Annotated in this window: 14 protein-coding genes; 7 read left to right on the top strand and 7 right to left on the bottom strand. The window is 71.2% G+C overall.

The genetic code is table 11. The features are described from left to right. Positions 1–2: 2 nt before the first annotated feature. On the bottom strand, positions 3–917 hold the full coding sequence (locus AB0D34_RS14595; RefSeq protein ID WP_362661353.1) for a 2-dehydropantoate 2-reductase: 915 nt from the start codon (positions 915–917) through the stop codon (positions 3–5). A 117-nt stretch (positions 918–1034) separates the two neighbouring features. Here AB0D34_RS14595 and AB0D34_RS14590 point away from each other — a divergent pair, with 117 nt between their 5' ends. Next, positions 1035–1265 carry a DUF2277 domain-containing protein gene (locus AB0D34_RS14590; protein WP_362661351.1) on the top strand — a complete coding sequence of 77 codons (231 nt, stop codon included), beginning with the start codon at positions 1035–1037 and terminating at the stop codon, positions 1263–1265. A 160-nt stretch (positions 1266–1425) separates the two neighbouring features. On the opposite strand, the gene AB0D34_RS14585 is transcribed toward AB0D34_RS14590, so the two are convergent. From AB0D34_RS14585 to AB0D34_RS14570, 4 genes are all read right to left on the bottom strand, one after another. Further along, positions 1426–2037: a VTT domain-containing protein gene (locus AB0D34_RS14585; protein WP_362661350.1), complete on the bottom strand. Its 612-nt coding sequence runs from the start codon at positions 2035–2037 to the stop codon at positions 1426–1428. A gap of 114 nt (positions 2038–2151) precedes the next feature. Beyond that, positions 2152–2598 carry a DoxX family protein gene (locus tag AB0D34_RS14580; protein ID WP_362661348.1) on the bottom strand — a complete coding sequence of 149 codons (447 nt, stop codon included), beginning with the start codon at positions 2596–2598 and terminating at the stop codon, positions 2152–2154. 215 nt (positions 2599–2813) lie between these two features. Continuing rightward, on the bottom strand, positions 2814–4484 hold the full coding sequence (locus AB0D34_RS14575; protein WP_362661346.1) for an alkaline phosphatase D family protein: 1671 nt from the start codon (positions 4482–4484) through the stop codon (positions 2814–2816). Positions 4485–4556: 72 nt separating this feature from the next. Continuing rightward, complete coding sequence (locus AB0D34_RS14570) at positions 4557–5201, bottom strand: HNH endonuclease family protein (protein WP_362661344.1); 645 nt, start codon at positions 5199–5201, stop codon at positions 4557–4559. 345 nt (positions 5202–5546) lie between these two features. Between AB0D34_RS14570 and AB0D34_RS14565 the strand changes: the two genes are divergently transcribed. Then, on the top strand, positions 5547–6128 hold the full coding sequence (locus AB0D34_RS14565; protein WP_362661342.1) for a TMEM165/GDT1 family protein: 582 nt from the start codon (positions 5547–5549) through the stop codon (positions 6126–6128). 179 nt (positions 6129–6307) lie between these two features. Beyond that, the gene (locus tag AB0D34_RS14560) at positions 6308–6976 is read left to right on the top strand and encodes an HAD-IA family hydrolase (RefSeq protein WP_362661340.1); all 669 of its coding nucleotides are present in this window, start codon (positions 6308–6310) and stop codon (positions 6974–6976) included. Between the two features lie 64 nt (positions 6977–7040). Here AB0D34_RS14560 and AB0D34_RS14555 read toward each other — a convergent pair whose 3' ends face one another. Beyond that, complete coding sequence (locus tag AB0D34_RS14555) at positions 7041–7970, bottom strand: peptidoglycan-binding domain-containing protein (RefSeq protein ID WP_362661338.1); 930 nt, start codon at positions 7968–7970, stop codon at positions 7041–7043. Positions 7971–8130: 160 nt separating this feature from the next. Between AB0D34_RS14555 and AB0D34_RS14550 the strand changes: the two genes are divergently transcribed. The 4 genes from AB0D34_RS14550 to AB0D34_RS14535 all read left to right on the top strand — a co-directional run bounded on the left by AB0D34_RS14550 (position 8131) and on the right by AB0D34_RS14535 (position 12232). Continuing rightward, positions 8131–10170: an MDR family MFS transporter gene (locus tag AB0D34_RS14550; protein ID WP_362661336.1), complete on the top strand. Its 2040-nt coding sequence runs from the start codon at positions 8131–8133 to the stop codon at positions 10168–10170. Between the two features lie 127 nt (positions 10171–10297). Then, positions 10298–10993, top strand: coding sequence for a hypothetical protein (locus AB0D34_RS14545; RefSeq protein ID WP_362661334.1), 696 nt, complete (start codon positions 10298–10300; stop codon positions 10991–10993). 5 nt (positions 10994–10998) lie between these two features. After that, positions 10999–11682: a hypothetical protein gene (locus AB0D34_RS14540; RefSeq protein WP_362661332.1), complete on the top strand. Its 684-nt coding sequence runs from the start codon at positions 10999–11001 to the stop codon at positions 11680–11682. A 157-nt stretch (positions 11683–11839) separates the two neighbouring features. Beyond that, on the top strand, positions 11840–12232 hold the full coding sequence (locus AB0D34_RS14535) for a hypothetical protein (protein WP_362661330.1): 393 nt from the start codon (positions 11840–11842) through the stop codon (positions 12230–12232). A 26-nt stretch (positions 12233–12258) separates the two neighbouring features. Here AB0D34_RS14535 and AB0D34_RS14530 read toward each other — a convergent pair whose 3' ends face one another. Then, complete coding sequence (locus tag AB0D34_RS14530) at positions 12259–12930, bottom strand: O-methyltransferase (protein WP_362661328.1); 672 nt, start codon at positions 12928–12930, stop codon at positions 12259–12261. Positions 12931–13010: the final 80 nt, after the last annotated feature.

Raw genomic sequence — 13010 nt, 5'->3', positions numbered from 1 at the left:
GCTCAGCGGGCGGCGTCCGTCAACTCCCTGACGACCCTGGTCGCGACGGGCACCTTCACCCCGTGCCGGTCCGCCGCGCGCAGCAACGCCCCGCCGATCGCGTCCAGTTCGAGGGGGCGGCCGGCGTCCGCGTCACGCTGCATCGACGACTTCGTCTGCGGGGGGAAGGCGTCGTAGCGGGCGAGGGCCTGGGCAGGGTCGGAGGGGCCGCCGCAGGCAGCGCTGACCTCGGCCGTCTCCTCGACCAGGGCGGTCAGCTCCTTGCGGTGGCGGGTGCGGACGTCGCCGAGGGGGAGGCCGTGCAGAGTGGTGAGGAGGGCGAAGGGAGCGAGGAAGGACATCTTGGCCCACAGGGCGGCCGACTCGTCGTCCAGGACGCGGGTCTTCGGACCGGCCGACTCCAGGGCCGCGGCCAGGGCGTCGAGGCGCTCGCGGGGTACGGCGTCGCCGGTGAGGTCGACCTCGGCGAAGGGGCTGCCGTGCTCGATGACACCCGGCGCTACCCGGGTGGACTCCACCCGGATCACCGCGGGGGCGACCCGGTCCGGGCGGTAGCGGGTGCGGAGGGCCGCGGGGTGTTCGACGCCGTTCAGGAGGGGGACGAGCAGGCCGTCGCCCAGGGCCGTGGGCGGGACGCGGTCGAGGGCCGCGAGGAGGGAGGTGTGCTTGACGGCGATCACACAGGCGTCGACCGGTTCGCGCAGTTCGGTGTCGGCCTCCACGGGGGTCGTGAAGTCGCCGAAGACGCCGCTGCGGAGCTGGATGCCGGTCGTGCGCAGGGTGTCCGTGGTGGTGTCGCCGGCCAGGCAGATCACGCGGTGGCCCGCGCGGGCCAGGAGGGCGGCGAGGAGACCGCCGGTACCGCCGGGGCCGAGGACGGCGACGGTGAGTCGTGGGTGCGCGAAGTCGTGCGCCATGTCGGGTTGTTCCTCTCGTCGGTCGGCCCCGGGGTCGGTGGCCGCCTCGCTGAGGATCATGGCATTCGTCGGGAGCGGTGGGAAGCGCCGTTCCGTTCCTGGAGGGAGACTGTCGGTATGTGCCGCAGTATCAAGACGCTTCGTCCGCCTGCGTTGCCCGAGGAGGCGACGGAGGAGGAGATTCGGGCCGCCGCGCTTCAGTACGTGCGGAAGGTGTCGGGGTTTCGGGCCCCGGCCGCGCACAACCAGGAGGTGTTCGAACGGGCCGTGGACGTGATCGCCGAGGCGACGGCGGAGTTGCTGGCGGGGCTGGAGGTGAGGGGGGCTGCGCGGCGGGAGGCGGGGTGAGCTGTGCCTGAGCTGTAGCTGGGCCGGGGGGGCCTTGCCCGCAGCTACGGTGGCGTGCTGGCCGGCGGCGACTGTGACCCACCCAGGGGCGCGGGGCTGCGTCGATGTGCGGCTCCGCCGCGTGGGCGCGATCAGCCCCCACCGGCCCACAGCCGACCACCTACCGCGCCTGTGCCCCCTCCGGCCGCCGTCGCATCACATACGCCGCCCCCGCCCCCGCCCCGAACAGCGCGGCCACCGACACCCCCGTCGCCAGCCATGTCGCTCCCAGCCAGTGCGCGCCGAAGTAGCCGAGGGCGACGCTGTACGCGGCCCAGGAGAGGCCGGCCAGGGCGGACCAGGGGAGGAAGTCGCGGGCTCGGCGGTGGGCCGTGCCGGCGAGGAGGGAGACCACCGAGCGGCCGGCGGGGGCGAAGCGGGCGAGCACGACCAGTGCGCCGCCGCCCGCGGAGAGCGCGTCGCCGAGACGTTCCTGCGCGGTGGTCAGCCGACGGGAGCGGGCGATCGCGCGGTCGAGGCGGGCACCGCCCCGGAAGGCGAGGCGGTACGCGGCCAGGTCGCCGAGGACGGAGGCGGTGGTCGCGCAGAGGATCAGGGCCATCACGTCGGGGACCCGCCCCGTCGCCGCGCTGCCCGCCGCCGCCGCGGTCGCGGCTGTGATGACCAGCACACCACTCGGCAGCAACGGCACGAACACGTCGAGGAGCACGGACAGCATGACCATGGCGTAGATCCATGGACTGCCGGTCAGTGACCCCAGATTCTCCAGCACCGCGACTCCCCGTGATTCCCCCGTAGACAGCCATACAGCGTACGCCGAGGCTGTGACAGGAGATTCACGGGGGGCTCAAGAGATGAACGCGTTATGTTCACCCGGCCGGGCGGCTCAGACGGTCACCGGCTCTGCCGCCGGCTTCTCTTCCCGTGCCGTGCGCTTGGCGAACAGCCGGTCCAGGCCGAACGCGCCGGATCCGGTGAAGACGAGCAGGACCAGGGCCCAGCAGAACATCGCCGAGGCCTCGCCGCCGTTCTCCATGGGCCACAGGGCCATGGGCTGGTGGACCTTGAAGTACGCGTACGCCATGGATCCCGCGGCCACGAACGCGGCGATGCGGGTGCCCAGGCCGAGCAGGACGAGGCCGCCGCCGACGAGCTGGATCACGGCCGCGTACCAGCCGGGCCAGGTGCCGGTCTCGACGGTGCCGCCGGTGCCCGAGGCACCGCCGAGGACGCCGAAGAGGGAGGCGGCGCCGTGACAGAGGAAGAGCAGGCCGACGACGATGCGGTACAGGCCGAGGGCGTATGGCTGGGCGCTGTTCAGGCGTCCGGTCATTGTGGGGGACTCCTTCGGTCGGGTCGGTCCCACAGGGGGGTCGCCCCAGGGGGATGGAACCGAGTGAGTCATCCACGTTAGGTGTGCCTAACTGACGCTTTCAAGTTCAACTTTAGCCAGTCGTTTGCCCCTGCTGTCCCTTCCGTTTCACTGGCAGCCGCACGTAGAACGGCTTTCGCCGCCCGTGTCGGCGACCGAAAGCATGTCCGAATCTGCTATCGGGGGAGCCGGGACGCCTCGCGGCCGCTCTCGCCGGTGAGTTCGGACTCGGAGACCTTCACCAGCCGCGGCCGCCCCGCACCCGACTCCCGCGCCTGTTCCAGCCGGAGCAGGGCCGAACGGCCGTGCAGCGTCAGCGTCATGAGCTGGTTGCCGAACCAGGGGCCGCCCGTGTGCCGCCAGGAGACCGGCGGTTGCTCACAGCGTCCGTGCCGGGCGAGCCGCCGTCCGAGCGCCCGGGCCGTCGCGCTCCAGCCGAAACGGAAGCCGAACCGGATCCAGCTGGGGACGGAGTTGTGGACGGGGGAGCAGGTGAGCTGGAGGACGCGTGCGTCCGGTCCGCCGGTGTGCCACTTCGGCTCGGCCACGTACGCGTGGTGCACGTCCCCGGACAGCACCAGCACCGTCGCCGGTGCCTCCGGTCCCGAGCCCACCTCGGCGATCAGGTCCGCCAGTGCCGCGAAGGACGTCGGGAACGCCGCCCAGTGCTCCAGGTCCGCCTTCCGCCGCAGATCCTCCCCGAACCGGGCCCAGCGCGCCCCGCGGTCCCCCCGGCACAGCGCCGCGTCCCACGCCTCGGCGTCGTGCACCAGATGCGGCAGCAGCCAGGGCAGCGAGGTGCCGATCAGGAGGTGGTCGTAGGAACCGCGCTCATCGAGCACCTGGTCGCGCAGCCACTCCGCCTCGCCGGCGTCCAGCATCGACCGGCTCTCCTCGTCGAGGACGCGGGCCGCGCGCGAGTCCACCATGACCAGCCGCACCCGCCCGAAGTCGCGCCGGTAGCTCCAGCGCACGGAGGCCGGTTCGGCGTCGGCCCTGCACGTGAAGGCGCGCAACTCGTCGGTGCCGTCCGGGGATTCGCGTACGGAGGCGTAGAGCGGGTCGGCGGCCAGCTCGGCGGGGGTGAGGTTGCCCAGGTGCTGGTACACCCAGTACGACATCAGACCGCTCAGCACCCGCTCCCGCCACCACGGGACGGCCCGCATGTCCTCGACCCAGGAGGCGGAGGTGTTCCAGTCGTCGATGACGTCGTGGTCGTCGAAGATCATGCAGCTGGGCACGGTGGACAGCAGCCAGCGCACCTCGGGGTCGAGCCAGGACTCGTAGTAGAGGTGGGTGTACTCCTCGTAGTCCGCCACCTGGTTGCCCGGCGGCTCGCTCGGATCGCGGCGGGCGGCCAGCCACTTGCGGGTGGCCTGGGAGGTCTCGTCGGCGTAGACCTGGTCGCCGAGGAGCAGGAGGGCGTCCGGCCGTTCGCCGTCCGGGTCGGCGGCGATCCGGGCCGCGAGGGTGTCCAGGGCGTCCGGGCCGACGGGGTCCTTCTCGCCCTTCGGGGGCGCGGCCCAGCGGCAGGAGCCGAAGGCGACGCGGACGGCCTCGTCCTCGGAGGGCGTACGCATCACGGACGGCGGGAAGGGCGAGTCCGCAGGCGGCCACACGTGGGTGCCGTCCAGGAACACCTCGTACGACCGCTCGGTGCCCGGGGTGAGGCCGCCGACCGGGACGAGGGCGTAGTAGTGGCCCGCGATCTGGAAGGTGTGGGTCTCGCCGCCGGTGCCGTCCGAGCAGCGCACCTCGGCGGTGCACGGACGGCTCGTCTCGACCCACACGGTCGCTGACGAGCCGTCGACGTACCTGAGCAGTGGTCCCACCCGCAGATCAGCCACGTGATCCTCCTCCGTCGCCCCGTACGGTACGGAACGACGGAGGTTCGCGGGGAGATTCCGGTCACGCAATCGTCAGCAGTTGGCGAGGTAGTTCGTGAGCGCGGTCTTCTCCGCGGAGTCGACGGAGAGGTCGTAGTAGTACTTCACCTGGACCCAGGCGCGGACGTAGGTGCAGCGGTACGAGGTGACCGAGGGCATCCAGGTGGCCGGGTCCTGGTCGCCCTTGGACTGGTTCACGTTGTCCGTCACCGCGATGAGCTGGGGGCGGGTGACGTCGTTGGCGAAGGACTGGCGACGGGCGGTGGTCCAGGCGCTGGCGCCGGAGTCCCAGGCCTCGGCGAGCGGGACCAGGTGGTCGATGTCCACGTCGGAGGCGGCGGTCCAGGTGGCGCCGTCGTACGGGGAGTACCAGCTGCCGCTGGTGGAGGCGCAGGCGGAGTCGGTGACGACGTTCGTACCGTCCCGCTTGAGGATGTACTCACGGGTGTTGCAGGTGCCGCTGATGGTGATCCACGTCGGGAACAGGTCCCGGGCGTAGCCGGTGCGGTTCTCGGTGGCCACGGTGAGCGAGGCGAGGTAGGTGCGGGCGGTGGCCGCGCTGACCGGGGTGGGGAGGGCGGCGGAGGCGGTCGGGCCGTTGAGAACCGCGACGGAGGCTATGAGCGCGGTGAGCGCGCCGAGTATGCTGAGCCGTCGACGCGCGTAGAACTTCGGCATGCGAACTCCCTTGGGGGGTGGGGGTGTTGGAGCGCGAGCGGTTGAATGCTCGCGGCTCCGTGTTGCGGGGAGATGTGCGTACGGTGAGAAGTTAATGACGTGGACATGACACGACAAGGTTTATGGCGAAACGATCACGTAGGATTGACGGCGTTGAAGGGGAGTAGCTCTTCGCCGGACCGTCGACATACTGCTCAGCTCGTCTGAGCCGGCGCCCGGAGGCAGGTCTTCAGGGACCGGCCAGCGAGACCTTCGGCCAGTAGTGCACTGACTGTGTGCTGCCGTGCCGAGGCGTCGTTTCGCAGGAACACTCTCGGTGGGGTGGCCCCGACCGATTGAGGACCCTTGATCAGCTTTACCGCGACGGCCGTCGTCTTCGGCGTCGTCTTCCTGGCCGAACTCCCGGACAAGACCGCGCTGGCAGGCCTCGTCCTCGGCACCCGCTACCGCGCCTCCTACGTCTTCGCGGGCGTCGCCGCCGCGTTCGCGCTGCATGTCGCGCTCGCCGTCGCGGCCGGAAGCGTCCTGACCCTGCTGCCGCAGCAGATCGTTCAGGCGCTCACCGGTGTGCTCTTCCTGGGCGGCGCGGCCGTCCTGCTGATGAAGAAGGACGAGGACGACGAGGAGATCCGCAATCCCGAGGGCCAGTCCTTCTGGAAGGTCGCCGGGGCCGGGTTCATGCTCATCCTGGTCGCCGAGTTCGGGGACCTCACCCAGATCATGACGGCGAACCTCGCGGCCCGCTACGACGACCCGCTCTCCGTCGGCCTGGGTGCGGTCCTCGCGCTGTGGGCGGTCGCCGGACTCGGCATCGTCGGCGGAAAGGCCCTGATGAAGCGGGTACCGCTGAAGCTGATCACCAGGGTCGCGGCGCTGCTGATGCTGGGGCTCGGGGTGTGGAGCCTGGGGGAGGCCGTGGCCGGATGAGCTGAACGGCCGGTGAACTGTTCCGGGCGATTTCCGGGCGATTTGCGGGCGGTTTCCGGGGTCGGTGGCGGGAACCGCCTCCAGTTTTGTACCGTAGAGAAACAAAGTGGCCTCCGCCCGTTTTCCCTGACCGGCGGGCGGGGCCGCCTTGTCTCTTCCGTCTGCGCTTGGAGTTGCCGATGACGGCCACCGCCGCCCCCGCCGTGCTCACCGCCCGCGCCCTTCTGCTCGACATGGACGGCACGCTCGTCAACTCCGACGCCGTCGTCGAGCGCATCTGGCGCCGCTGGGCCGAGCGCCACGGGCTGGACGCCGACGAGGTCATGAAGGTCGCCCACGGTCGCCAGGGCCACGCCACGATGGCCGCCCTGCTGCCGGACCGTCCCGTGGAGCAGAACCTCGCGGACAACGCGCGCATGCTCGCGGAGGAGACCGCGGACGTGGACGGGGTCGTGGCGATACCGGGCGCCCCGGAGTTCCTGGCGTCCTTGGCGGGACTGCCGCACGCGCTGGTGACCTCGGCCGACGTTCCCCTGTCCGCGGCGCGGATGGCCGCGGCCGGACTGGGGCTGCCGGAGATCCAGATCACGGCCGAATCCGTGGGCGCGAGCAAGCCGGACCCCGAGGGGTTCCTCAAGGGCGCGGCAGAACTGGGCGTGGCTCCGGCGGACTGCGTGGTCTTCGAGGACTCGGGGGCGGGGATCGCGGCGGGTAAGGCGGCGGGGATGCGGGTGGTGGGGGTTGGTGCACGCGCAGGCGCGCACGGGCCGGACGTCGTGGTGCAGGACTTGACGCAGGTGAGGGTGGAGCCGGTGGGAGACGGCTCGTTTCAGCTCTACGTGAGGTAGATGTTTTTAGGGGCGCGGGGAACTGCGCGACCAGCCCCCACCGCGGCCGCACCCGAAAAACGACCTATGGCTCCGCGGTCTCCGACTCCAACCGCTCCCGAGTGACCAGGTCATACACCCCGTACTCCGCCACCTGGATCCCCCGAGCCCACTGATACCGGCTCACCGCGTCCTCGACACCCTCGTTGTAGTGCCCACTCGCCTTCCGCGAGTACAGCCCGACCTGAGTGAGCCGCAGTTCGAGCTCAACCACCTCCGCCCCCTCCGACCCCCGCCGCAGAACCGGCGGAGCCACCACCGCATCCGAGTCCGCCGCCGAGTCCGTCGCGGCGGAGGCCGTAGGGCTCGCCGTGGGTTCGGCCGGCCGGGACGGTGTCGGAGAGGCACTGGACCGCGACGGTGACGGAGACACCGACGGACTCGCGCTCGCCGTAGGAGACGACGGCACCGAGGACGGCCGCCGTACGGACTCCGTGCTCGTGGACGGCGACACCGGCGCCGGGGTCGTGGTCGAGTCCGGGACCGCCGGGCGTACGTCCCGCGGCGCCGCCTCGTCCCGTGACGGCGACTCGTACGCGAACAGCCCGCTGGCTAAGCCGGCCGCGGCGACCACGGCCACGACCGCTCCGGCCGTGGCGAGGAGGACCGTACGGCGTCGGGTGCGGCGCGGTCGCTCCTCGGCGGCCGGGCCGGGAACGGCGTCCGCCTCGAACAGGCTCAGGTCGAAGGGGTTCGGCCGGGCCGGCACGGCACGCAGCGGCATCGTGGCGTCCGGCGCGGGTGCGGGCACCCTCGGCACCGGTGCCGTCTCGTCGTCCAGTTCCACGTACGGCCGTATGCGCAGCGGATCGAAGTCCTCCGCCGCGGCCGCCTCCGCCGTACGCGCGTCGCGCAGCGCGTCCGACGCGCGCTGGGTGCACCCGCAGGACGGGGTGTTGTCGGCCCCTCTCGGCGCCCCGCACTCCGGGCACTGGTGGCTGTTCGACTCCGCCATGTGTTCGTCCCTCCCCTCACAAACCCCAGAGATTATGCAGAACCCCTCCACAGTCGGCGCACGGAAGCCCCCGGAATGCCTGCTTCCAACAGGACTCAACAGGCCATAAACGGTCACACCGACCACGATGGAAAAATAACGAGAGCCCCGGGAGGACTTCATGGCAGCGGATGCGCACGATATGACGGGGAATGTGCGAGACGCGCGGGAACCGCACGTGTCCGGCAACGTCCTCGTCTCGATCGGGGCCCTGCTGCTCGGGATGCTGCTCGCCGCGCTGGACCAGACGATCGTGTCCACCGCGCTGCCCACCATCGTCAGCGACCTCGGCGGGATGGACCACCTGTCCTGGGTCGTCACCGCGTATCTGCTGGCCTCCACGGCCGCGACCCCGCTGTGGGGCAAACTCGGCGACCAGTACGGGCGCAAGCGGCTGTTCCAGACCGCGATCGTGATCTTCCTGATCGGGTCGGCGCTGTGCGGAATGGCCCAGGACATGGCCCAGTTGATCGCCTTCCGGGCGCTGCAGGGGCTGGGCGGCGGCGGGTTGATGGTGCTGTCGATGGCGATCGTCGGCGACCTCGTCCCGCCGCGCGAACGCGGGCGCTACCAGGGGCTGTTCGGGGCGGTGTTCGGGGCGACGAGTGTCCTCGGGCCGCTGCTGGGCGGGCTGTTCACCGAGCATCTGAGCTGGCGGTGGGTGTTCTACGTCAATCTGCCGGTGGGCGCGGTCGCGCTCGCCGTGATCGCCGTGGTGCTGCGGATTCCGCGCAAGTCGACGAAGCACGTCATCGACTACCTGGGGACCTTCCTCATCGCCGCCGTCGCCACCTGTCTGGTGCTGGTGGCCTCGCTGGGCGGCACGACATGGGGATGGGGATCGCCGCAGATCGTCGGGCTCGCGGTGGCGGGCGTGCTGCTCGCGGTCGTCTTCGTGGCGGTCGAACGGCGGGCCGCGGAGCCCGTGTTGCCGTTGAAGCTGTTCCGGATCCGGACCTTCACCCTGTCCGCGGTGATCAGCTTCATCATCGGGTTCGCGATGTTCGGGGCGATGACCTATCTGCCGACCTTCCTCCAGGTGGTGCAGGGAGTCTCGCCGACCATGTCCGGTGTGCACATGCTGCCCATGGTGTTCGGGCTGCTGCTGTCCTCCACCGTCTCCGGGCAGATCGTCAGCCGCACCGGGCGGTGGAAGGTGTTCCCGGTGGCCGGCACCGCGGTCACCACACTGGGGCTGCTGCTTCTGCACCGACTCGACGAGACCAGTGCCACGTGGGTGATGAGCGCGTACTTCTGTGTGTTCGGGCTGGGGCTCGGCCTGGTCATGCAGGTGCTCGTGCTGATCGTGCAGAACGCCGTCTCGTACGAGGATCTCGGCGTCGCCACCTCCGGGGCGACCTTCTTCCGGTCCATCGGGGCCTCGTTCGGCGTCGCGATCTTCGGGACGGTCTTCGCGAACCGGCTCGGAGAAAAGCTGGCCGACGCGTTGCGCGGGGTCCAACTGCCGCCCGGGGTCTCGGTGCCGGGGCTGGAGTCCGACTCCCGGGGGCTCGCGGAGCTGCCGGCCTCGGCACGTCCCGAGGCACTGCACGCGTACGCCGCGTCGATCACCGACGTCTTCCTGTACGCCGCGCCCGTCGCGTTCCTCGGGTTCGTGCTCGCCTGGTTCCTCAAGGAGGACCGGCTGCGGGGGTCCGTCACGGCACCCGACGTCACCGAGACGCTCGCCAGCAATCCGGTGGAGCGGTCGTCGTACGACGAGGTGTGCCGGGCGCTGTCGGTGCTCGGGACGCGGGAGGGGCGGCGGGAGGTCTATCGGAAGATCACGGTTCGTGCGGGGTACGACCTGTTGCCGAGCGCCAGCTGGCTGGTGCTGCGGATGCGGAGATACGGGTGGGTGGAGCCTGCGCTGCTCGCCGAGCGGACCACCGTGCCGCTGCGCGTGATCATCGAGGCGGCGCGGCAGGTGGAGGAGCGGGGGCTGGCCTCGCGGGACGGGCTGGAACTGCTGCTCACGCCACGGGGGCGGGAGGTCGCCGCGGACCTCGCGGAGGCTCGGGAGGCGTCGCTCGCGGAGCTGCTGGGGGACTGGTGGGGGCCGGAGCGGCCGACGGATCTCACCCAGCTGGTGAAGGATCTGAACGACGAGCTGTGCGGTTCGGATCGGGAGCAGCCGCATGGTGGGTCGGGGGTGAGGTGAGGTTGTCTTTCGGCTGCGGGTTCGGTGGGAACCGCGCGACCGGCCCCCACCGGCCCGCAGTCGCTCCTCGTCGCGTACACATATGCGGAGGCGGTTTGAAGCAGTTGTTCGAGGCAACCCGGCAGACATGTCAACAGGCCTGATCATCGCTCTGATCGTGATCGTGGCGGCCGTCCTCGTCGTGGCGGCCGTCCTTACCCTGCGTGGCCGTGGCCCGCAGCACGGCCGGAGCCTGAAGCGACGCTTCGGGCCCGAGTACGGCCGCGCCGTGGCACGGCACGACGGGGACGAGAAGGCCGCCGAGCGCGAACTCGCGGAGCGCGTCGAGCGGCACGGATCCCTGCGCGAGCAGCCCCTTGAACCGGCGGAACGCCAGCGGTACGAGGACCGCTGGACGGCCGCCCAGGAACGCTTCGTGGACTCCCCCCGGGAGGCCGTCGCCGAGGCGGACCGGCTGCTCGCCGATATCGCCAAGGCCCGGGGGTTCCCGGACGGCGAGCAGTACGAGGAGCAGTTCGCCGCGCTGTCCGTGCACCACGCGGACCATGTGCACGGCTACCGGCGCGTGCACGCCGTCGCGGGGGCCCGAGCCAACGCAGGACGGGACGGCGACGGCCGGGAGGACACGGAGGAGATGCGCGCCGCCATGCTCGAGGCGCGAGCCCTCTTCGAGGACCTCGTCGGACCGGCCCGGAGCCGCGAGGAGTCCCGTACACCCACCGGTGAGTCCCACACCCACGCGGGTCAGCCGCGCGACGGTCGCAGCGACGGCCGGGGCCACCTGCCGTGGGCATTCAACAGGCGCCACGCGAAGGGGAGTTGAGCGACATGGCGGATGCCGCAGACAGGACCGGCAAGGACATGAGGGACGACCGCACGGGCGGGCGCAGCCCCCTAATGGCTCCCACCGACGCGCAGGCGCCGGACGTGGACCCGGCGACGGGCCGCTCCGCGGACACGACTCGCGGTGAGCGCCGTGAGCCGGTGCCGGGCGCCCCGACGGCGACCGGCCGGGACGGTGCGCGGGGGGCCGAGGGCTCGCCGGGCGGCGAGGGCGGCTTCGGCGGTGCCTCGACCCCCGGCGGCGACAGGGCCTCCGGCTTCGGCCGTGAGGCCGGAGGCTTCGGTCGTGACAGCGAGCCTTCGGGCCGTGAGACCGCGCAGGGACGGAACACCGGTTCCAGCGCCGGGGCGGACGTACACAGCGCCTCTGCGCACGAGTCGCGGCTGCTGCCGCACGACGAGTGCGACAAGCTCGGTATGCGGCTCCAGCACGCCGTCGCCGGGTTCGTGGACGAGCCCAGGTCCGCCGTCGAGGAGGCCGACCACGTACTGGAGGAGGCCGCCGCCCGGTTCGCCGACGCGGTGAAGCAGCGTCGGCGTACGCTGCGCAGCTCCTGGCAGACCGGTGACGCCGGTGAGGGCAAGGCCACGACTGCCGGTGACACCGAGCAACTCCGGCTGGTGCTGCGGGACTACCGCGAGCTGACGGAGCGGCTGCTGCACAGCTGACCCGCGGTCCAGATGTACGACCGGCCTGTCGCCCGGAGTCGGGCGGCGGGCCGGTCTTGGGTACCTTGCACCGGACACCGCCGTGCCGGGCGATTTATCATGCGGCGGCGGCAGGTCAACGGGGTTGCCGCGCAAGGACCTTTCAGGAGGAGCGCACGTGCTCGAACTCACCATGGCCGTCGTCACCGCGGCGGAGGAGGGTGCCACGGCCGGGATGCAGATGGCCGAGGCGCCCAGTGACCCGGGCACCGTGCTGCGCGTGGGCCGGGACAAGTCGGTGTGCCGGCTCTCGACGCCCGACGACTGGCTGTTCGTCTCCCGGGTGCACCTGGAGTTCCTGTGCGGGCCCGAGGGCGTCTGGCAGGTGACCTGGTTGCAGGGCTCGCAGCCCGATCCCTCGTCCGAGGTACAGCTGGTGGCCGGGGCGTACGCCCAACCGCTGGTCTACGGCGGCAGCGTGACCCTGCCCAGGGGCGGCAACGGCGAGATCATCATCCGCGACCGCACCGCCCCGCGCAGCGTCAACGTCGGTTTCTACCACGAGGTGTGAAACCCGGGGTCACTCCAGGAACCGGGTCACTCCAGCACCCGGGCCAGCGCGAAGCCGTCGTAGCCCTTGCTTCCGACGGTCTGGATCGCCGTCGCGCTCAACCTCGGGTGCCCGCCGATGAGTTCGATGGCGGTGCGGGTGCCCTGGACGTCGGGGGCGGGGTTGTCCGGGTCGGCGACCCTGCCGTTGCGTACGACGTTGTCGACGACGATCAGGCTGCCCGCGCTGGTGAGCTTGAGCGCCCACTCCACGTAGTGCGGGTTGTTGCCCTTGTCGGCGTCGATGAAGACCAGGTCGAAGGGGGGCGGGTTCTCGTCGGCCAGCTGGGGGAGGGAGTCCAGGGCCGCGCCGACGCGGACCTCGACGATCTTGTCGAGGCCCGCGCGGGCGATGTTGCGGCACGCGACCTCGGCGTGCTTCGGGCTGTACTCCAGTGAGACCAGGCGGCCGTCGGCGGGCAGGGCGCGGGCCAGCCAGATGGTGCTGTAGCCACCGAGCGTGCCCAGCTCCAGGATGGTGCGGGCGCCCTGGATCCGGGCCAGGAGCTGGAGGAGCTTGCCCTGTGGTGCCGTGACGGCGGCGTGCGGGAGGTCGGCGGCCTCGCTGTCGCGCACGGCCGCCCGGAGTGCTTCGTCCTCGGGCGCTAGGTGGGTGGTGAAGTAGTCGTCGACGTCGTCCCAGAGCTGCGACTCGCTCATGCACCTGTGCCTTTCATATGTCTAGTTAGAGTGGCTAACTAGCTGCGCTAATGAATATAGTCCGGCACCAGGTCGCTGTC

This window comes from Streptomyces sp. NPDC048420 (genome assembly GCF_040651535.1).
GTDB lineage: Bacteria > Actinomycetota > Actinomycetes > Streptomycetales > Streptomycetaceae > Streptomyces.
The sequence above is the reverse complement of the archived record's forward strand: the minus strand, read 5'-3'. Positions and strand labels throughout refer to the sequence as shown.

Excerpts from the sequence above, each read along its gene's own strand:
- AB0D34_RS14590 (WP_362661351.1), top strand. The coding sequence starts at position 1,035 with ATGTGCCGCAGTATCAAGACGCTTCGTCCGCCTGCGTTGCCCGAGGAG.
- AB0D34_RS14595 (WP_362661353.1), bottom strand. The coding sequence starts at position 917 with ATGGCGCACGACTTCGCGCACCCACGACTCACCGTCGCCGTCCTCGGC.
- AB0D34_RS14545 (WP_362661334.1), top strand. The coding sequence starts at position 10,298 with ATGTCAACAGGCCTGATCATCGCTCTGATCGTGATCGTGGCGGCCGTC.
- AB0D34_RS14580 (WP_362661348.1), bottom strand. The coding sequence starts at position 2,598 with ATGACCGGACGCCTGAACAGCGCCCAGCCATACGCCCTCGGCCTGTAC.
- AB0D34_RS14560 (WP_362661340.1), top strand. The coding sequence starts at position 6,308 with ATGACGGCCACCGCCGCCCCCGCCGTGCTCACCGCCCGCGCCCTTCTG.
- AB0D34_RS14555 (WP_362661338.1), bottom strand. The coding sequence starts at position 7,970 with ATGGCGGAGTCGAACAGCCACCAGTGCCCGGAGTGCGGGGCGCCGAGA.
- AB0D34_RS14550 (WP_362661336.1), top strand. The coding sequence starts at position 8,131 with ATGGCAGCGGATGCGCACGATATGACGGGGAATGTGCGAGACGCGCGG.
- AB0D34_RS14570 (WP_362661344.1), bottom strand. The coding sequence starts at position 5,201 with ATGCCGAAGTTCTACGCGCGTCGACGGCTCAGCATACTCGGCGCGCTC.
- AB0D34_RS14540 (WP_362661332.1), top strand. The coding sequence starts at position 10,999 with ATGGCGGATGCCGCAGACAGGACCGGCAAGGACATGAGGGACGACCGC.
- AB0D34_RS14530 (WP_362661328.1), bottom strand. The coding sequence starts at position 12,930 with ATGAGCGAGTCGCAGCTCTGGGACGACGTCGACGACTACTTCACCACC.